This window comes from Bradyrhizobium ontarionense, assembly GCF_021088345.1.
In the GTDB taxonomy this organism is placed as follows: domain Bacteria; phylum Pseudomonadota; class Alphaproteobacteria; order Rhizobiales; family Xanthobacteraceae; genus Bradyrhizobium; species Bradyrhizobium ontarionense.
This window is the reverse complement of the sequence record NZ_CP088156.1, coordinates 7,113,167-7,131,028: the sequence shown is the minus strand read 5'-3', so window position 1 is coordinate 7,131,028 and position 17,862 is coordinate 7,113,167. Positions and strand designations below refer to the sequence as shown.

Here is a 17,862-nt window from a genome sequence, read left to right as displayed (position 1 = left end):
ACGGGCACGCCCAAGAAACGACCGTCGGTGGGGAGCCGAAGACTGCGATGAAACACATCACCTGCATTGAAGACCTGCGCCTGCTGCACAAGCGCCGCGTGCCCAAGGCATTCTTCGACTACGCCGACCGGGGCTCCTATGCGGAAGAGACCCTGCGCGCCAATCGGGACGACCTGCAGAACATCAAATTCCGTCAGCGCATCCTGGTCGACGTCTCCAAGCGCGATCTGTCGACGACCATCCTCGGCGAGCCCTCGGCGATGCCGCTGGTCCTGGCGCCGGTCGGCCTTCTGGGCATGCAGCACGGCGACGGCGAGATTCACGCCTGCCGCGCCGCGCAGGCCGCCGGCATCCCGTTCACGCAGAGCACGATGTCGATCTGCTCGATCGAGGACATCGCCGGCAGCGTCGAGAAGCCGTTCTGGTTCCAGCTCTACGTCATGAAGGACCGCGGCTTCATCAAGGAGCTGGTTGAGCGCGCCATCGCGGCAAAGTGCACCGCGCTGTGCCTGACCGTCGACCTGCAGGTGATCGGCCAGCGCCACCAGGACATCAAGAACGGCATGAGCGTGCCGCCGGAATGGACGCTGTCGAAGCTGTTCGACTTCGCCACCAAGCCGGCCTGGGTCTCGGGCGTGCTGCAGGGCAAGCGCCGCACCTTCGGCAACATCGCCGGCCACGTGAAGAACACCGAGGATCTCACCAAGCTCTCGGCCTGGACCGCGGCGCAGTTCGACACCTCGCTGAACTGGAAGGACGTCGACTGGATCCGCTCCATCTGGCCGGGCAAGCTGATCATCAAGGGCATCCATGACATCGAGGACGCCAAGCTCGCCGCCGAGACCGGCGCGCAGGCGCTTGTCGTGTCGAACCATGGCGGCCGTCAGCTCGACGGCGCGCCGTCGTCGATCCACGTCCTGCCGGGCATTGCGGAAGCGGTCGGCGACAAGATCGAGATCATGTTCGACGGCGGCATCCGCTCCGGGCAGGACGTGATGCGCGCGCTCGCGCTCGGCGCCAAATCCTGCATGCTCGGCCGCGCCTACGCCTACGGCCTCGGCGCCGGCGGCCAGGCCGGCGTCGCCAAGGCCATCGACATCATCCGCAACGAACTGCTGACGACCATGGGCCTGTGCGGCGTCAACACGGTGGCCGAGATCGACCGCAAGGTCGTGGCGAGTTAGCTCGCCTCAAGTCCGACAATCGTCCCGGGCGAGCGCCGGTTTGGCGCGCGTCCCGGGGCTAGACAGCGAGATTTATCAGGACACGCGACAGCACGCTCTTGCACGGCAACATCCGCCTCGGGCCTGGGGCTCCCAACTTTCGCAGCGACGGCACCATTGTTGTTGCCCGGCATTCAGCGGAACGACCGCAACGCGCTCACATTGGCGGCGTGATGCCATCGCGGCCGACATTGACGCGGTTGGCCTCCAGCACGTCGTCCTTCTTCACCGCTCCGAAAATGATGATGTGGCTGCCGGCCTTGACCTCGGACTTGTCGCTCGCGACGAAGGTGACGATCGGCGTCTCCGGCGGCACAACGACCTTCTTCTCACCGTCCTTGTACTTGACGGTGATGTTCTGGCCGTCGGTGCCCTTCACCGTCTGCGCAACGGTCGCATTGGTCATGGTCGAATTCGGCTGACGGTCCCAGGGACGAAAGCCTTCCGCCGCGCCGCGCTGGTTTTCCGGGAAGATGTGAACCGCGATCGCCTTCTGAGTGCCGTCGGGCTGCGGCATGCCGGTAACGCCGATATAGGAGCCATCCTTGATCTCCGACAACGAGGTCTTGACTACGGCGAACACGGCGACATCGTCGGTCATCTTGACCTTCATGTCGGTCCCCTCACGGGTCTTGATCGAGAGCATCGGACCGTCGACGGCTTCGATGGTGCCGCGAATGCGAACCGTCGACGGCTGCTGCGCCAGCGCCAGCGTGGAAACCAGGCTCAGCGCAAGCATTGCGAGGCCCGACTTCAATGACAAAGACTTCGACATAACCCCTCCCAACGGGATGTTGATACGATCAATCACGCACGCGGGCCACTCCACCGGAGGAGCCATTCCCAAGTCGACGCCGCGGCTGGCCACAAGCGAGTTACGAGCCGAGACGTCGGTTGTTACATCGGCGGTGTCACACCATCACGGCCGACGCTGACGCGGCTGGTCTCGAACGAGCCGTCCGGCATTGGCTTGATGAAGGCGATCACCTTGGCGCCGGCCTTCAGCTCGGATGTCTCGCCGGGCACGAAGGTCACGATCGGAGTGTCAGGCGAGATGTCGACCTTCTTCTCGCCGCCCTTGTATTTGATCAGCAGCGTGTGGCCGTCGCTCGACACCGAGCTTTCGGAGACGGTGGCGTTGGTCATGCTGGAATTCGGCTTCAGATCGTAGGGCCGTGAGCCCTCGCCGGTGCCCCGCATGTCCTCCGGGAAGATGTGAATTTCCACTGCCTTCGGCTCGCCGTCCGGTCCGGGCACCGTGGTGGCGCCGATGAACGACCCGAGCTTGATGTCGGACAGCTGCGCCTTGATGACGCCGACCACGCGCAGATCGCTGGCCATGTGCAGCTTGAAGGCCTCGCCGCTGCGGGACTTCACCGTCAGCATATCGCCGCCGACGTTTTCGATGGTGCCGCGGACGCGCGTCGGCACGGGAACCTGTTGGGCAATCGCGAGCACGGAGGTCGCCGCAACCATGACGAGTGCAGCGACGGGGCGGATCAGGGCGAAACGAGCAGACATGAAGGGGGCTCCGGGGCTCTATGGCTTGGACTCTCGTTCAGGTCCGCTAACGGACCGTGCGCGAGCAACGTGGATTGAGACGCCGCTCAGCGACGCTTATTCCATTCTCAAGCCAATGTGAAAGCGGCTGCGTCCATCCGCGCGGACCTGTCCGGGATAGAGCCGGCGCAGGCCGCTGGCGCTAGCGGATGCTCAACGGGACTGCTGCGGCAGCAGTTCCGGCCGGTACTCGAAATGCATGGTGTCGTAGTGATACCATCTGCCGCCCCAGATGAACCCGTGCCGCTCGAAGATCTCGACGATCTGCTGCGGGAAACGATTCTTGTAGGGAATGGATGGTGACGACTTGGCGCCCCAAAGCCAGTAGTCGGAATAGCCCAGGTTCAGATCGATCGCCGCCGCATAGCCATGCATGCTCATCCGGCCGGTGTCGGCAACCGGGCGGCAGGAGAGAACACCCGCGATCGGAAAGGCGGCTCGTTTGATTTTGGGGTCGAGATCGTCGATCTCCCTGGAAATCTCCTTCAGCCGTTCGGCGACGCCGTTGACGCGTGTCACGCTGACGGTCTTGCCCCAGCTCTTCGGCAGCCAGGTGATCGAGACCAGATTCGGCGTCACGCCACCTGCGCTGCAGTCGCCATACATCTTCTTGAAAAAGGCCTCGTTCCTGAAGCGGCCGGGATCGGCGTCGACGGACGGCGCGGACGGTTCGCCGCGAACATAGGGCTGGCTGAGCTGATCGAGGATGGTCGCGTTGCGCAGCTTGTCCGCGAAGGGCCGCTGCGTATCGGGCCTGCCGACCGGCATGCGCGTGCCGTCGCGCCAGATGATGAAGTCAGCGTCATGTCCGGCCAGGGCTTGCGGATAGGCAAGCACGAGCCGATCCAGCATGTTGCCGATCGTTTCACATCGCGCGACCGAGGCCGACAGCAACGGCAGGCAGGCGCCGATCGACCGGAGAAGAATGGCTACCGAACTGGTCACGGTCGCTTGCCGATCTGATCCATCAATTTGACGTTGGCCTCTTCGATCCCGTTCAGGGTCGGATTCCAGGTCGACGGCACGTACCAGGCGAAGCGTCCGAAATGGGCTTTGAGATCCGGCGCATCGAAGAAGCGCCCGCGCCGGGCGAAGATCTCGTTCTTGGCGAGTCGGAGCTCGGCCTTGGACAGCCGCGCCAATTCGCCTGATGTCACCAGGCGCCTGTCGGAGTCGGGAATGATGAAATCGCTCGCCGGCCCCCCGCCCTTTTCGGCACGATCGAGAAAATCGACATTGGCCGCCTCGATCGGACTCAAGGCAGGATCCCACGTGCTCGGCGCGTACCAGGGGAATCTATTGAAATAGGCGGTGAGCTCGGAAGAAGAGAAATAGCGGCCGCGCCGCGCAAAGATCTCATTGCGGGCGACGCGAAGCTCGTCCTTCGTCCGTCCCTTCACGTCGACGGGCGACAGCAGACGCTGGTCGGAGTCCGGGAACACGAAATCGGCAGCTGGCCGAGCGCTTGCCAAGGCAGGCGCCGGTCCAGGTGATGGCGTGACGGCTGCGGTGACCGGCGCGGCCGGCTGCCCGCCGGATGGTCCAGCGAAATAGAATGCACCGTCGATCGGCGAAGACGCGATCCAGGGCTGCTGTGCGCTGGCCGTGGCCTTCTTCACCGTGAGGCCGACCTGATTGAACGCCTGCAGGACGTCCAGCCCCGGCCGCTGTACCGCGTCGACCAGGGCTCTCGTGTACGGGCTGTGTCCGTCATCGCCATCGAGCGCCACATTGCCGGGCTGCGTCGCATAGGACAGGATCGTCCCCTCGGGTGCACGGATCTGCGCGAGGCCGCCATCGCCCGACCTCAGGCCGCGTCCGCCGAACGGATTGTTGCGGCAGGCGTCCAGGATCACGATGTTCAGCTTGGTGCCGGCGGCTTCCATCTGCCGCAGGATGAGGCCGACATCGACCATCATGAAATCCACATCGGCTTCGCGTGAAGGGTTCGCGCTGACCGGAACGAGATAGTTGGTCCCGCGCAGCTGGATGCCATGGCCCGCGTAGTAGAACACGGCGACCTCGGCGCCCAGCAGCTGGCGGCCGAATGTCTGCACCACCTGGTCGAAACGCGGCTTGTCGAGATCGAGTTGAGCGCCGCCGCCGATCAGGGTGAAGCCCAGACGTTGAAACGTCTCGGCAACCAGGCGTGCATCGTTGGCGGGATTGGCGAGCTTGGATACGCTTTGGTAGTCGGAGTTGCCGACCACCAGAGCGACATGCGTCCCTGCCGCGCACGGCGCAACGCCGAGCAACAAGAAGACCAAAATACCGATAGCCGATCGTCCCATCGTCCGTCCTCATATCCGGACGTCGTTCTAACTTGCCCGGCGGGCCAAATCGACTGTGCCATTGCGGCCAGATTGCATCGCCGACGCGACGTCGGCGGAAGCGTCGGAAGGCCCCCTATCGCCGCCTGAGATCGACCTCGACCAGCGCGCGCAACTCGGGCGTGACCTGAGGCCGTCGGCCAAACCACAGTTCGAAGCCGCGCACCGCCTGGTACAGCAGCATGCCGAGCCCGTCGGCGGTGCGCAGGCCCCTCGCCCGCGCCGCTCCGAGCAACTGCGTCTCCAGCGGCACGTAGACGATATCGGCGACGACGGCGTGCGCCGACAGCAGGTCGATGTCGAGCTCGAGCGGCGGCTGACCGCTCATGCCGAGCGAGGTGGTGTTCACGAACAGACCCGCGCGCGGCAGCAGCGCGCCGACACGATCCCAGCCTTCTGCAACGACACGGCTGCCGAACTGATCGGCCAGCGCTTGGGCACGCGCGGCGGTGCGGTTGATGACATGGACGCGGCCGATGCCGCGCTCGAGCAGGCCGAACACGACCGCCCGTGCCGAGCCGCCAGAGCCCAGCACCAGGGCTTCGTCGGTGCGGTCCCAGCCCGGTGCTGCGGCATCCAGATTGTCGATGAAGCCCTCGACGTCGGTGTTGGTGGCGCGCAAGCTGCCGTGCTCGTACCAGAGCGTATTGGCGGCCCCGACCGCGCGGGCGCGCGCGTCCGGCTCGGTCAGCTGCAGCACGCGCTCCTTGTGCGGGATCGTGACGTTGGCGCCGACGAAGCCGCGCTGATCGAGATGGCTGACGAAGTCCGCCAGCTCCTCGGGCGGCACCGCCTCGATGGTGTAGCCGCCGGGGATGCCGAGTTCGTGCAGCCAATGATGATGGATCAGCGGCGAGCGCGAATGCGCGGCAGGCCAGCCGATCAGGCAGGCGGCGCGGGGTTGGGCGGCGCGGGTCATGGCCGTGACATCGGACAAGGTCCGGCCTGAGTCAATGCCGGACCGCTCGCACGGGATTCAGCTTGCCGCCAGCCCGTCGGCGGAGATGTCGTCCGTGGGCGTTTCCTTGCCCTTGATATCGGCCACGGCCCGCTCGATGGTCTCGCGGAAGCGCACCAGCGGCGGCCGCACGCCATGGGTCAGCAGCGCCCGGCGCACGGTCGGCGAGGCCCCGGTGATGAACAGGCGGATGCCCTGGCGCTTGGCCTTGGCGGCGACGCGGCTCATGGCGTTGGCCGCGGTGGAATCCAGGAACGGCACGGCGGCGAAATCGACCACGAAGGCCTTACGGCGGTCGGCGATGGAGTCGAGCACGGTGCCGACGGTCGAGGCCGCGCCGAAGAAGAACGCGCCGGTGATGCGATAGACCAGCACGTCCTTGTCGGCGCTGAGCTTGGAATTGTAGGGCACGCGCGCGCCGTCCTCGAAGTCGGCGCGATCCTTGGCGACCAGCGGGGTGCCGTCCTCGACGCCGGTCATCTGCGCCATGCGGTTGATGAAGATGACGGCGCCGAGCGCGAAGCCGACCAGGATGCCCTCGGTGAGATCGCGGAAGATGGTCAGCCCGAAGGTGGCGAGCAGCACCGTGGCGTCGCCCCAGGAGGAGCGGATCAGCGTCGCAAATTCATGTCTCTCGGCCATGTTCCAGGCCACGACGACCAGCACCGCGGCCAGCGCTGACAGCGGGATGTAGCTCGCCAGAGGTGCGGCGATCAGCATGAAGACGAGCAGAAACACCGAATGCAGCATGCCCGACACCGGGCCACGGGCGCCGGCGCGGACGTTGGTCGCGGTGCGCGCAATCGTGCCAGTGACGCAGATGCCGCCAAACAGCGCCGAGCCGATATTGGCGAAGCCCTGCGCCACCAGCTCGCAATTGGAGCGATGACGGCGGCCGGTCATGCCGTCGGCGACGACGGCCGAGAGCAGCGACTCGATGGCGCCTAACAGCGTGAAGGCGATCGCGCTGGGGAACACCGCCTGGATCTTGGCGAGCGACACGGCCGGCAACGACGGCGCCGGCAGCTCGCGCGGGATGCCGCCGAATTTGGTGCCGATGGTTTCGACCGGGAGCTGCAGCGCATAGGTGAAAACTGCCGCGACCACGACCGCAATCAGGATGCCAGGCCAGGTCGGCCGCAGCCGCTTCAGGCCGACGATGATCACGATCGACAGCGCGGCAAGCGCGACTGCCGAGATGTTTGCAGTCGGCACCCCATGCGCAAGCGTGGTGAGCTTCGGGATCAGCTCGCCCGGCTCCTTGGCCGTGAGCGTGATGCCGAACAGATCCTTCAGCTGGCTCGCGAAGATGATGACGGCAATGCCTGCGGTGAAGCCGACCGTGACCGGATAGGGGATGAACTTGATGTAGGTGCCGAGCCGCAGGTACCCGGCGATCACCAGCATGGCGCCCGACATCATGGTCGCGAGCAGCAGGCCGTCGAGGCCCTGGCGGTCGACCGTGGCGGCAACCAGCACGATGAAGGCGCCGGCGGGACCGCCGATCTGGAACCGGCTGCCGCCGAGCAGCGAGACAAGAAAGCCGCCGATCACGGCGGTGTAGAGGCCGCGGCCGGGCGAGACGCCCGAGGCGATCGCAATCGCCATCGACAGCGGCAGCGCGACGATCGCGACTGTCAGGCCCGAGAGCGCGTCCGCGCGGAAATCGCTGAGGCTATAGCCTTCGCGCAGGACCGTCAGCAGTTTCGGCGCGTAAAGCTCGGCGAAGGTGGGCTCATGATGTCCGCCCCGCCCCCGCGCGCCGTGCTCGCTCGCAATGCTCATGCCCATCATGCTCCCGTCGCATCATCGGGCTGCTATGCCGATGATGATGCGTCTCACACGGACCGGCTGAACGCCGTCTGCCGTGCCGCGCGATGAGCCTCAAGCCGCGCCATCGCGCGCAGTCTCAGTTTGACGGCCCATGCGGCGGGGCGATCCCGGGTCTTTCAGGCGAACACCGCGCCCGCCATCCTCACTGCGGGCATGCTCGCCGATCAGATCCACGCCCGCACGATTGAGCGCATCGATGACCTTGGTCAGCGAGTCCACGACGCCGCGGACGTTGCCCGTGGAGGCTTCCATCCGCTGGATCGTCGGCAACGACACGCCGGCCAGCTCGGCCAAGGTTTTCTGATCTATCCCGAGCAGCGCTCGCGCTGCCCGCATCTGGAACGACGTGATCACGATGGCCTCACGTGGCACACACCATAATTGATGCATGAAACAAAGACAATGATGTAAAATACATCACATCTAGTCACGTGAAGCAAGTGGAACCCAGCCATGGCCGACCGTTCCCGGCGCCCTGCAAACCGCAGAAGGCCACAAAGCCATCGGCCCGCCATCCCCCATGTGATGGGGGTGACGGGCCGACGATGGTCAGATCAGAGACGGGGGCCTACGCCGCGTCGCGGTGCGAGGCGATGATGTGATCGGCGGCGCGGCCGGTCACTTCGGCCATGTGGTCGAACTGGCGGGTGAAGCTGCCGGCGCCGGCCGTGGCCGAGCGCAACTCGACGATCAATTCGCCGATCTCGGCCTCCGGCATCATGGCGCGGACGCAATCCCAACCCGGCCAACCGTCGCGGGTGTCGAACGACAGGATCTGGCCGCGCCGCGCCGACAGGATCGCGTTGATCCTGGCGGTCGCCTCCGTCGGGCAGACGATCTCGACGGTGTGGATCGGCTCGAGCAGCACCGGCTGGCACTGCGGCAGCCCCTCAGCGACTCCGCCCCTTGCCGCGGTCCGGAACGCGAGGTCGGAGGAATCGACGCTGTGATAGGAGCCGTCGGTCAGCGTCACCGCGACGTCGATCACAGGGAAACCAAGCGGGCCGCGGGCCATTGCATCGACCACGCCCTCCTCCACCGCGCCGATATAGTTCCGCGGCACTGCGCCGCCGACCACCTTCTCCTCGAACCGGAAGCCCTCGCCCCGCGGCAGCGGCTTGATCTCAAGCACGACATCACCGAACTGGCCGTGGCCACCCGACTGCTTCTTGTGGCGGCCGCGCTGCGTGATCGTCTTGCGGATGGTCTCCTGATAGCCGATCGCAGGCGTGTGCGATTTGACGTTGATGCCGAAGCGGTCGCGCAGCCGCTCCAGCGCGACCCGCAGATGCATCTCGCCCTGCCCCCACAGCACGATGTCGTGGGTGCGCTGGTTCTGCACCATCGACAGCGACGGATCTTCCTCGTTGAGCCGCATCAGCGCCTGACCGAGCTTGACGTCGTCCTTGCGGTCGACGGCGGCGATGGAGATCGCCAGCACCGGCGGGCAGGCTTCGAGCTTTGCCAGCGCCTGGGGCGCCGTCTTGCCGGTCGCGACCGTATCGCCGGTCTTGACCGTGTCGAGCTTGCCGAGCGCGACCGTGTCGCCGGCCTCGGCCGCCGCGCGCTTGCTGTCATTGGCGCCGGTGGTCGCGAGGATGCCGGACACGCGCGCGGTCTCGCCCGAGGCGGCATGCACCGTCGCACCGTCGTCGAGATGGCCCGACAACAGCCGCGTCAGCGACAGCTTGCCGCCGTGCTGCAGATGCAGTGTCTTGAACACATAGCCGAGCGCCTCCTTCGTGTCCTTCACGCCGAGCCGCTTCGCGGTCTCCGCCACGCCGGGCGCCTCGTGGCGCAGCGCCTTCATGAGTCTCAGCACGCCATTCTCGCGTAGCGCCGAGCCGAGCAGCACCGGGCAGATCAGGCCGTCGCGCAGCTCTTGGGCGAGATCGTCGAACACGGCATCGCGCGGCGGCGGGATATCCTCCAGCAATTGCTCCATCAGGGCATCGTCATGGTCGGCGAGCTTCTCCAGCATCGAGAAGCGCGCCTCCTTCTCGCGGTCGAGATCGCCGCCTTCGAGCGCGATCACCTCGGAGGCCTTGTGCTCGCGATAGATGAAGGCGCGCTCCAGCGCGAGATCGACGAAGCCTTCGATCAGTTCGCCGTTCCAGATCGGGATCTGCCGGAGCACCAGCGGCACGCGCGAGGCCGGCTGCAGGGTTGCGAGCGTCTCGCGGATCCGCGCATTGGCGCGGTCGATCTTGTTCAGGAACAGGAAGCGCGGAATGCGCAGCTCTTCGAGCTCGCGCAGAATGATCTGCAGCTGCGGCAGCTTCTTCTCGTCGGCCTCGCAGACCACGATCGCGGCATCGACCGCCGGCAGCGCGGCGCGCATGTCGTGCGCGAATTCGATCGAGCCGGGACAGTCGAGGAAGGTGTAGCTGTCGCCCATGAAGGTCGTGGTCGCCGCCGTCACCGCGACGCTCATCTTGTGATGACGCGCCTCGGGGCTGGCGTCGCCGATGCACGTACCGGCATCGACGCTGCCGGCGCGCGGGATCGCGCCCGTCCGCGCCAGGATTGCCTCCAACAGAGTGGTTTTACCGCTTTGGAAAGGGCCCACCAGCGCAATGCACCGTGGACCGCGGGGACTTCTCAGGTCTTGTCCCATTCGCCGCCTCCTTCTTCTGGAGCTCGGCCCGTGATTGGGTCGGCAAAGCCGAATGCTCTGCCTGACCAGCCGCTTTGGCAAGCGGGAAGGACGCGAAAAACGTTGCTGCGGTGCGGGGCCTGCGCCACTCCCTCCCGCACAATTGCGGGAAGAATGCCTATCGGAAGCAGTACCTGTTCACCACAAAGGGCAGATCAGCGGCCGGGACGCAGCTCGAGGCTTTCCAGTCCCGCCGAGACCGCGAGGCCGACCTGGCCCTGCACGCTGAGCGGCTGCAGCGCGATCGAGTTGGCCGAGCCGCCGATCAGGACGTTGCCGCCAAGGCCGACGCCGACCGAAGCCGAGCCCTGCGCGCCGGCATAGTCGCCGGAGAGATCGCCTGCACCCAGCCGCGCGACCGGCGCATAGACCACCCAGGCGAGCAGCGATTCCTGCGTGATGCCGAGATCGACGCCCACCTTGCGGATGGTCGCGACATAGCGGTCCTCCGGCAGTCCGTCGGCGCGCAGCACGCAGCCGAGATGGGTGACCGAGCCGACGATGAACCCGATGCTGGCGCCGCCGCGGCATTCGAGGACACCGATCCGCACGCGATCTTGCGCCTGGGCGGCGCCGGCGATGCAGAGGACCATAGCGGCGAGCCCGGCGAGGATGGTCGAGCGCATGAATAAACTCCGGCTGAAATGAAAGAGGTGATGCAGGCCCGTCGATCGGGAGCTTGATGGCAGGCCGTCACATCTATGGCACAGGGCGCATAGCTGCACCAGATTCGTCGCGCGTTGATCTTGCGCGGTTCAATCGCGTTGCTCGAACGCAACGGCGCATGCGAGGCGTTCGCCTGGACGAGACGATTGCACGCGTGGCGAGATCGCTCAGCGATAGAACCTGGAGAAGTACGATGATGAACGGCTCGGACTCGGGTGCATCGGCAGCACCGGCACCAGCTCGACCTCGGTGACGCCGGCAGCCAGATTCAAGCCGGTCTGACCCTGCAGGCTGATCGGCTGCAGCGCCGGAGCCCGGTTCGATCCGCCGAGCAGGAAGTTGCCGCCGAAGCCGACAATGGCCGCGGCATTGGCGGCCAATCCGCCGTAGCGTCCGCGCAGCTCGCTGCGACCGAAATCGTTGACCGGCGCGTTGACGGCCCACGCCATCCGGGTCTCGTCCGTCAGTCCGAGGTCGACGCCGTAACGGCGGACCTTCGCGACATAACGTTCCGGCTCGTGACCCTGGCTGCGAAACATACAGCGCAAGCGGGCGTGCGACGTCACGAGCTGGCCGGAATTCCTGCGCCCCAGGCATTCGAGCACGCCGGCGCGTGTGGGCCCGTCCTGACGGGCCTGCGCGAGCGGCATGATCATCACTACGAACGCGATCGACAGCAGGAGCAGCCGCATCGAACTCCAATCCCACACCACTGAACTTACCGCCGGACACAAGAAAAGCGCCATGTTCAAAACATGGCGCTTTTCTGGGCGGAACTTGGCTGCCGGAGATTCGGAGGTCGCTGTTGCCAGATTACCTCAGATTGCCACAGAAGCGCTGAATGCGCTTGCAGGCGTCTTCCAGGTCGGAGGTCTTGGTCGCGTAGGAGATGCGGAACGCCGGGCCGAGGCCGAAGGCCGAGCCCTGCACGACGGCGACGCCTTCGGTCTCCAGGAGCTCAGTGACGAAGGTCTCGTCGTCACTGATCACCTTGCCCGACGGCGCGGTCTTGCCGATCGTGCCGGCGCAGGACGGGTAGACGTAGAACGCGCCTTCCGGCCGCGGGCATTCGATGCCATTCGCCTGGTTCAGCATCGACACCACGAGGTCGCGGCGCTCCTTGAACACCTTGTTGTTCGCCGGGATGAAATCCTGCGGACCATTCAGCGCTTCCACCGCGGCCCATTGCGCGATCGAGCACGGGTTCGAGGTCGACTGCGACTGGATCGTCGCCATCGCCTTGATCAGCTGCGCCGGGCCGCCGGCATAGCCGATGCGCCAGCCGGTCATGCAATAGGCTTTGGAGACGCCGTTCACGGTCAGCGTGCGGTCATAGAGCGACGGCTCGACCTGCGCCGGGGTCGTGAAGACGAAGTCGTCGTAGACCAGGTGCTCATACATGTCGTCGGTCATGATCCAGACATGCGGATGCTTGACCAGCACGTCGGTCAGCGCCTTCAGCTCGGCCTTGGTGTAGGCGGCGCCGGTCGGGTTCGACGGCGAGCACAGGATCAGCCATTTGGTCTTGGGCGTGATCGCCTTCTCCAGCGCTGCCGGCTGCAGCTTGAAGCCATGGGCAGCGGTGCAGACCACCGGCACCGACTCGCCGCCAGCGAGCGCCACCATCTCCGGATAGCTGACCCAATACGGCGCCGGGATGATCACCTCGTCACCCGGATTGATGGTCGCCATCAGCGCATTGTAGAGCACCTGCTTGCCACCGACGCCGACGATCACCTGGTTCGGCTTGTAGGTCAGGCCGTTCTCGCGCTGGAACTTGCCGATGATGGCTTCCTTCAGCTCCGGAATGCCGTCGACCGCGGTGTACTTGGTCTTGCCGTCCTGGATCGCCTTGATGGCGGCTTGCTTGATGTTTTCGGGCGTGTCGAAATCCGGCTCGCCGGCCCCGAGGCCGATGACGTTGCGGCCCGCCGCTTTGAGCACGCGCGCTTTATCCGTGACCGCGATGGTTGCGGACGGCTTCACACGGTCGAGCGCAGCGGCGAGAAAAGGCATCATCAGCTCCTATGCAGGCGTCGTGGATCACTGTTCGGCCACGACCAGTCATGTCAGGGAAACGCCCGTTTGTAAGGCCCGCAGCGCGGCATCGCAAGAAGCTTGGGCACATGGCTCCCAAGACTTTAGGGAACGTTAAAGCCGCCCCGGCTAGGCTGCCGGAACGATCGTTCACATTTTCAGGCCGAAATGACCGATATCGGGTGCGCTCTGCGATCAGGCGGCTGGCTGACGCCGGCGCGGATCACGACCTACAGCCGGCTCCTGCTCGCGCTCACGATCGTTGCGATCGCAGGCTGGATCGCGCTGTCCGATGGACTGGTCGACCGCAATGGCAAGCCGATCGGCACCGACTTCTCCAACGTGTATGCGGCAGGCGTGCTGACCCTTCACGGCAAGTCGGCCGACGCCTACGACCCGCCGCTGCAGCATGCGATGGAAAAGGCCGTGTTCGATGGCCGCGACGTACCGTTCTTCGGCTGGCACTATCCACCCTTCTTCTTCGCGATCGCCGCCATCACGGCCATGCTGCCCTATGCCGGCGGGCTGGCGCTCTGGGTGGTGTCGAGCCTGCTCGCCTATCTGGCTGTCATGCGCGCAATCCTGCCGCGTCGCGAAACTCTCCTGGTCGCTGCGGCCTTTCCTGCCGTCTTCGTCAACATCGGCCACGGCCAGAACGCGTTCTTCACCGCAGGCCTGCTCGGCGGCGCGCTGCTGCTCATGGAGCGGAGCAGGCCCTGGGTCGCGGGCATTCTGATCGGGTTTCTCGCCTACAAGCCGCAATTCGGCGTCCTCATCCCGGTCGCGCTGGTCGCGGGCGGACGCTGGCCGACGATCGCAGCCGCAGCCGCCACGGTGACAGCACTGGTCGCGATCAGCTTCGCCGCGCTCGGCAGCGAGGTCTGGCATGCCTTCTTCCAGTCGATGACATTCACCCAGACGGTCGTCCTCGAGCAAGGCGGCACCGGCTGGGAAAAGATCCAGTCGGCATTCTCGGCTGCGCGTCACTGGGGCGTCGATGTTCGTACCGCCTATGCGGTGCAGGCCATGCTGGCGGTGTCTCTCGCGGCCGGCCTCGCCTGGCTCTGGCAGAGCGACACGGCCTTCGATCTCAAGGCCTCGGCGCTGGCAAGTGCGAGCCTGCTGGCGACACCTTACGTCCTCGACTATGACCTCGTGGTGCTGGCGGTCGCGATCATCTTCTTCGTCCGGCATGGCTTGGCCCACGGCTTTCGGGACTATGAGCTCAGCCTGCTCGCGGCCGCCTGGATCGTGCCGCTGCTGTCACGCAGCGTCGCCGGGCTGACGACCATCCCGCTCGGCCTGATCGTGCTGATGGCGCTATTTGCACTGACCTTGCGCCGCGCGCTGACCGATCGCGCATCCGAGATCGGAGAACAGGCGCGCATCGCGCGGGCGTGATCTCGATTGTTTGAAGTTGATGGAAAGTTGTTGTTTGAGAGTGCACTGCAGTAGCGCTTTTCGACTTTTTCCATCCGTCGGCTCTTGCGGCCTGCGCCCATCGGCATCATTGTCTGGCCGCATTGCGGGACGATTTGGCGTCCAGATGTACGATGCTTCGAACACGATGATTCCTCGAACTCGAAATGGCCGGATGTATAAGCTCTATTCGATGCAGCGGTCGGGCAACAGCTACAAGGTCCGCCTTGCGCTCGCGCTTTTGAACGCGCCTTATCAGGCGATCGAGGTCGACATCCTGCGCGGTGAGAGCCGCACGCCGGAATTCCTCGCCAAGAATCCGAGCGGCCAGGTGCCGCTGCTGGAGGTCGGCGACGATCGCTACATCGCCGAGTCCAATGCGATCCTCTGGTACGTCGCGGGCGGCACCCCGTTGGTGCCGGAGGCGCGAATCGAACGCGCCGAAGCGCTGCAATGGATGTTCTTCGAACAGCATGCGCTCGAGCCGAACATCGGGGCGGCCTATTTCTGGCTGCTGCTCGTGAAGGGCGGGCGAGACCTGCAGACCCATGCGCTGGAAGACTGGATGGAGCGCGGCTACGCGGCGCTGCAGGTGATGGAGAACCACCTCAAGAGCAACGACTACTTCGCTGCCCGACAGCTGACGGTCGCCGACATCGCGCTCTACGGCTACACCCACGTGGCCGACCGCTGCGAGTTCGATCTGTCGACGTTCCCGAAAATCCGCAGCTGGCTGCGCCGGGTCGAGCAGGCGCCCGGTTTCGTGACGATGAACTGGCAGCCGGCGCTGATCGACTCGGCCGGAATCGCGGCCGACTACGATTGATCCGTCACCGTAAGACTACCGCCTCCCCGTAGAGCAGCGGGGAAAATACACCCCTTGGCGGGAACAAATACCGCAACCGCCACGCTTTTGCCGCTTTCAGCAGCCCACCGCCGCAATCCTGCCCAGCGTTACCTTAGAATTTACCTCTGCGAGTGATTCGCTCGCGGATGTAGGGGTAAGGGATTTCGACTTCATGTACCGGTGGCGTCGTGCTTCGGTTTCGAAGTTCAGTTGGGTCCGCGGCCACACGTCGCCGCAGGAACCGGAACACCGTGAAGAGCCCTTCCACGCAACGATCAGCGGCTTTCACCACAACGCCACGCTCACCCTCTCACCCCGCCTGACGACCGCAGTGGTCGCAACCATCGCGGCGAGCACACTCTCGTTGGGTGTCAGCGTCACCATCGTCATGGTGTCGTTCCGGGCCATCATGTCAATACCCGCTTAGCAGGAAGCCCTTTTGACAACCCTTCGCGGATTTCGCGACAACAGGCGATGATTGTCTCGCGCTCCAAATGGCGATGAAATCAACGGTCGTAATCGTTGCCTTGACTCTGGCACTCGCGATCCTGCTGGCGGCGTCACTGCTGCTCCTGATCGAGCGGCGTGGCGAAGTATCGCTTTGGCCGCTCAACGAAGGGCCGGTGGTCCAGGCACAACTGATGAACCCGAACCTCTGCGATGCGCCCGTGACCGATTGATCGGAGGCGCAACGGCGCGTATCGAGGGCTATCGAACTTCGAACAGGCGGCGAAGCCCTGATGACTGACGCGCTCACCATTCGTGCCATTGCGCGCGAGGACTACGATCACTGGATGCCGTTGTGGGACGGCTATAACGCCTTCTATGGCCGGTCAGGGCCGACCGCGCTGCCCGCGGAGATCACAGCCGCGACCTGGACGCGCTTCTTCGACGCCGACGAGCCGGTGCATGCGTTGGTGGCCGAGCGCGACGGAGAGCTGCTCGGCCTTGCGCATTATCTGTTTCATCGCGCCACGACCTCGATCGTGCCGCTCTGCTATCTGAACGATCTCTTCACGACCGAAGCCGCGCGCGGCAAGGGCGTGGGGCGCGCGTTGATCGAAGCGGTCTATGCGCAGGCGCGGACGGCCGGCGTCGCGCGCGTGTATTGGCAGACCCACGAGACCAACATCACGGCGCAGGCCCTCTACGACAAGGTCGCCGAACGCTCGGGCTTCATCGTCTACCGCAAGACCGTGTGAGCCGCGAGATGCTGTCACGCGGCCGTCACGCCGCGCGCCTACGCTCCATCGAGCGCCTGATCAGACCCCCCGTCACCGGTCACGCGTTTCAGCGGTCCCCGTCAGTCGCCGTCTCTGACCGGGGCCGCATTTTTTTTGGCGTTGACCGAAGTCCTGATATTCGGATTGGAGCCGCAACCGCGAGCACGGTGCGCTCCCTCTCCCCGTTCTTTACGGGGAGAGGGTTGGGGTGAGGGGCAGACGCACGGGAAGTATTAGTCTCAAGACGAGCTACTCTTCGCTCATCAGCTCGCGCTGAATTGCCAAGAGTACACCCTCGATGTTTCCCAGAACATCGTTGTTCCAGAAGCGGAGAACCCGATATCCTTCCTCCGCCAAACGACGGTCGCGAACAACATCCTGCTTCGACTCGCTGTGCTGCCCGCCGTCGACCTCGATGATCAAGCATTTCTCTCGACACACGAAATCGCAGATGTATCCGGCAACGGAAGCTGCCGAACGAATTTATGACCGTCAACCTGGCGGTTTCGAATCTTGTTCCACAGCACCGTCTCCGCGTTCGTCTGATCGACGCGGAGACGCCGTGCGAGTCCGATGGACTTCCGATCTTGGCCCCGCATATGCCATGCCCCTCACCCGGATTGCTTGCGCAATCCGACCTCTCCCCGCAAAGAGCGGGGAGAGGTTGCACCGTCCGTGCCGGGACAGCGTGCCTCAGTGATACAACAATCTCACTTCCTCCCGCCCACCGTCTGGCGCACCTCGAAACCCTCGAACTGCGGCGGGCCGAGATAGAGCGGCTTGTTGTCGCCGGCGCCCTTGTGCGCGGCGCGGAAGGCGTCCGACTTGGTCCAGTCTTCGAAGGCGGCTTTCGACGCCCAGATCGTGTGCGAGGCATAGAGCGTGTGGTCCTCGGCCTCGGGTCCTCTCAGCAGATGAAATTCGACGAAGCCCGGCACCTTGTCGAGATGGCTGTCGCGCGACAGCCAGACCTGCTCGAAGGCGGCCTCCGAACCCTTGGCAATCCGAAAACGATTCATGGCGATGAACATGTTGATCTCCTGAGGGGTACTTGCCGCTGTCCCCAGGGATAGCAGACTTCACGCCGCGATGCGCCTGCGGTGATCGTCG

At 65.0% G+C, this 17,862-nt stretch carries 18 protein-coding genes and 1 pseudogene; 6 read left to right on the top strand and 13 right to left on the bottom strand.

The genetic code is table 11. The features are described from left to right. Window positions 1-47 precede the first annotated feature (47 nt). Window positions 48-1,184: an alpha-hydroxy acid oxidase gene (locus LQG66_RS31245; protein ID WP_231319663.1), complete on the top strand. Its 1,137-nt coding sequence runs from the start codon at window positions 48-50 to the stop codon at window positions 1,182-1,184. Window positions 1,185-1,380: 196 nt separating this feature from the next. Here LQG66_RS31245 and LQG66_RS31240 read toward each other — a convergent pair whose 3' ends face one another. From LQG66_RS31240 to LQG66_RS31190, 11 genes are all read right to left on the bottom strand, one after another. Continuing rightward, the gene (locus tag LQG66_RS31240) at window positions 1,381-1,998 is read right to left on the bottom strand and encodes a single stranded DNA-binding domain-containing protein (protein ID WP_231319662.1); all 618 of its coding nucleotides are present in this window, start codon (window positions 1,996-1,998) and stop codon (window positions 1,381-1,383) included. Between the two features lie 122 nt (window positions 1,999-2,120). Continuing rightward, on the bottom strand, window positions 2,121-2,699 hold the full coding sequence (locus LQG66_RS31235; RefSeq protein ID WP_231328018.1) for a hypothetical protein: 579 nt from the start codon (window positions 2,697-2,699) through the stop codon (window positions 2,121-2,123). Window positions 2,700-2,936: 237 nt separating this feature from the next. Further along, window positions 2,937-3,728, bottom strand: coding sequence for a M15 family metallopeptidase (locus LQG66_RS31230; protein WP_231319661.1), 792 nt, complete (start codon window positions 3,726-3,728; stop codon window positions 2,937-2,939). Then, window positions 3,725-5,074, bottom strand: a complete 1,350-nt coding sequence (locus tag LQG66_RS31225; protein ID WP_231319660.1) for a caspase family protein — start codon at window positions 5,072-5,074, stop codon at window positions 3,725-3,727. The genes LQG66_RS31230 and LQG66_RS31225 overlap by 4 nt, the downstream gene beginning before the upstream one ends. A 115-nt stretch (window positions 5,075-5,189) precedes the next feature. After that, entirely contained in the window at window positions 5,190-6,032 is an 843-nt protein-coding gene (locus LQG66_RS31220; protein ID WP_231319659.1) for a shikimate dehydrogenase, read from the bottom strand. Between the two features lie 57 nt (window positions 6,033-6,089). Next, window positions 6,090-7,856 (bottom strand): SulP family inorganic anion transporter, encoded by a 1,767-nt coding sequence (locus tag LQG66_RS31215; RefSeq protein WP_231319658.1) that lies wholly within the window; start codon window positions 7,854-7,856, stop codon window positions 6,090-6,092. Between the two features lie 99 nt (window positions 7,857-7,955). Then, complete coding sequence (locus LQG66_RS31210; protein WP_231319657.1) at window positions 7,956-8,258, bottom strand: helix-turn-helix domain-containing protein; 303 nt, start codon at window positions 8,256-8,258, stop codon at window positions 7,956-7,958. A 214-nt stretch (window positions 8,259-8,472) separates the two neighbouring features. Further along, a complete protein-coding gene (locus tag LQG66_RS31205; RefSeq protein ID WP_231319656.1) occupies window positions 8,473-10,521 on the bottom strand; it encodes an elongation factor G in 2,049 nt (682 codons plus the stop codon). Between the two features lie 194 nt (window positions 10,522-10,715). Further along, window positions 10,716-11,186 carry a DUF992 domain-containing protein gene (locus tag LQG66_RS31200; RefSeq protein ID WP_231319655.1) on the bottom strand — a complete coding sequence of 157 codons (471 nt, stop codon included), beginning with the start codon at window positions 11,184-11,186 and terminating at the stop codon, window positions 10,716-10,718. A gap of 207 nt (window positions 11,187-11,393) precedes the next feature. Beyond that, a complete protein-coding gene (locus LQG66_RS31195) occupies window positions 11,394-11,918 on the bottom strand; it encodes a DUF992 domain-containing protein (RefSeq protein ID WP_231319654.1) in 525 nt (174 codons plus the stop codon). Between the two features lie 121 nt (window positions 11,919-12,039). Next, window positions 12,040-13,242, bottom strand: a complete 1,203-nt coding sequence (locus LQG66_RS31190; RefSeq protein ID WP_231319653.1) for a pyridoxal phosphate-dependent aminotransferase — start codon at window positions 13,240-13,242, stop codon at window positions 12,040-12,042. 189 nt (window positions 13,243-13,431) lie between these two features. Between LQG66_RS31190 and LQG66_RS31185 the strand changes: the two genes are divergently transcribed. The 5 genes from LQG66_RS31185 (at window position 13,432) to LQG66_RS31165 (ending at window position 16,731) form a co-directional block, all read left to right on the top strand. After that, window positions 13,432-14,664, top strand: a complete 1,233-nt coding sequence (locus LQG66_RS31185) for a glycosyltransferase family 87 protein (RefSeq protein ID WP_231319652.1) — start codon at window positions 13,432-13,434, stop codon at window positions 14,662-14,664. A 193-nt stretch (window positions 14,665-14,857) separates the two neighbouring features. Continuing rightward, window positions 14,858-15,508, top strand: a complete 651-nt coding sequence (locus tag LQG66_RS31180) for a glutathione S-transferase family protein (RefSeq protein ID WP_231319651.1) — start codon at window positions 14,858-14,860, stop codon at window positions 15,506-15,508. A gap of 193 nt (window positions 15,509-15,701) precedes the next feature. Next, window positions 15,702-15,956 carry a hypothetical protein gene (locus LQG66_RS31175; protein WP_231319650.1) on the top strand — a complete coding sequence of 85 codons (255 nt, stop codon included), beginning with the start codon at window positions 15,702-15,704 and terminating at the stop codon, window positions 15,954-15,956. A 67-nt stretch (window positions 15,957-16,023) separates the two neighbouring features. Next, the gene (locus LQG66_RS31170; RefSeq protein ID WP_231319649.1) at window positions 16,024-16,209 is read left to right on the top strand and encodes a hypothetical protein; all 186 of its coding nucleotides are present in this window, start codon (window positions 16,024-16,026) and stop codon (window positions 16,207-16,209) included. Window positions 16,210-16,269: 60 nt separating this feature from the next. Further along, window positions 16,270-16,731 (top strand): GNAT family N-acetyltransferase, encoded by a 462-nt coding sequence (locus LQG66_RS31165; protein WP_231319648.1) that lies wholly within the window; start codon window positions 16,270-16,272, stop codon window positions 16,729-16,731. A 270-nt stretch (window positions 16,732-17,001) separates the two neighbouring features. Here LQG66_RS31165 and LQG66_RS31160 read toward each other — a convergent pair. Both LQG66_RS31160 and hmuQ read right to left on the bottom strand, forming a co-directional pair. After that, window positions 17,002-17,351 (bottom strand): annotated as a pseudogene (locus LQG66_RS31160) (endonuclease domain-containing protein). A 111-nt stretch (window positions 17,352-17,462) separates the two neighbouring features. Next, complete coding sequence (gene hmuQ, locus LQG66_RS31155) at window positions 17,463-17,783, bottom strand: heme-degrading protein HmuQ (RefSeq protein WP_231319647.1); 321 nt, start codon at window positions 17,781-17,783, stop codon at window positions 17,463-17,465. Between the last annotated feature and the right edge of the window lie 79 nt (window positions 17,784-17,862).

Bases quoted from the DNA above. Each gene is read 5' to 3' on its own strand.
- LQG66_RS31245 (WP_231319663.1), top strand. From the start codon at position 48: ATGAAACACATCACCTGCATTGAAGACCTGCGCCTGCTGCACAAGCGC.
- LQG66_RS31240 (WP_231319662.1), bottom strand. From the start codon at position 1,998: ATGTCGAAGTCTTTGTCATTGAAGTCGGGCCTCGCAATGCTTGCGCTG.
- LQG66_RS31235 (WP_231328018.1), bottom strand. From the start codon at position 2,699: ATGGTTGCGGCGACCTCCGTGCTCGCGATTGCCCAACAGGTTCCCGTG.
- LQG66_RS31225 (WP_231319660.1), bottom strand. From the start codon at position 5,074: ATGGGACGATCGGCTATCGGTATTTTGGTCTTCTTGTTGCTCGGCGTT.
- LQG66_RS31220 (WP_231319659.1), bottom strand. From the start codon at position 6,032: ATGACCCGCGCCGCCCAACCCCGCGCCGCCTGCCTGATCGGCTGGCCT.
- LQG66_RS31215 (WP_231319658.1), bottom strand. From the start codon at position 7,856: ATGAGCATTGCGAGCGAGCACGGCGCGCGGGGGCGGGGCGGACATCAT.
- LQG66_RS31205 (WP_231319656.1), bottom strand. From the start codon at position 10,521: ATGGGACAAGACCTGAGAAGTCCCCGCGGTCCACGGTGCATTGCGCTG.
- LQG66_RS31200 (WP_231319655.1), bottom strand. From the start codon at position 11,186: ATGCGCTCGACCATCCTCGCCGGGCTCGCCGCTATGGTCCTCTGCATC.
- LQG66_RS31195 (WP_231319654.1), bottom strand. From the start codon at position 11,918: ATGCGGCTGCTCCTGCTGTCGATCGCGTTCGTAGTGATGATCATGCCG.
- LQG66_RS31190 (WP_231319653.1), bottom strand. From the start codon at position 13,242: ATGCCTTTTCTCGCCGCTGCGCTCGACCGTGTGAAGCCGTCCGCAACC.
- LQG66_RS31185 (WP_231319652.1), top strand. From the start codon at position 13,432: ATGACCGATATCGGGTGCGCTCTGCGATCAGGCGGCTGGCTGACGCCG.
- LQG66_RS31180 (WP_231319651.1), top strand. From the start codon at position 14,858: ATGTATAAGCTCTATTCGATGCAGCGGTCGGGCAACAGCTACAAGGTC.
- LQG66_RS31175 (WP_231319650.1), top strand. From the start codon at position 15,702: ATGTACCGGTGGCGTCGTGCTTCGGTTTCGAAGTTCAGTTGGGTCCGC.
- LQG66_RS31170 (WP_231319649.1), top strand. From the start codon at position 16,024: ATGGCGATGAAATCAACGGTCGTAATCGTTGCCTTGACTCTGGCACTC.
- LQG66_RS31165 (WP_231319648.1), top strand. From the start codon at position 16,270: ATGACTGACGCGCTCACCATTCGTGCCATTGCGCGCGAGGACTACGAT.
- hmuQ (WP_231319647.1), bottom strand. From the start codon at position 17,783: ATGTTCATCGCCATGAATCGTTTTCGGATTGCCAAGGGTTCGGAGGCC.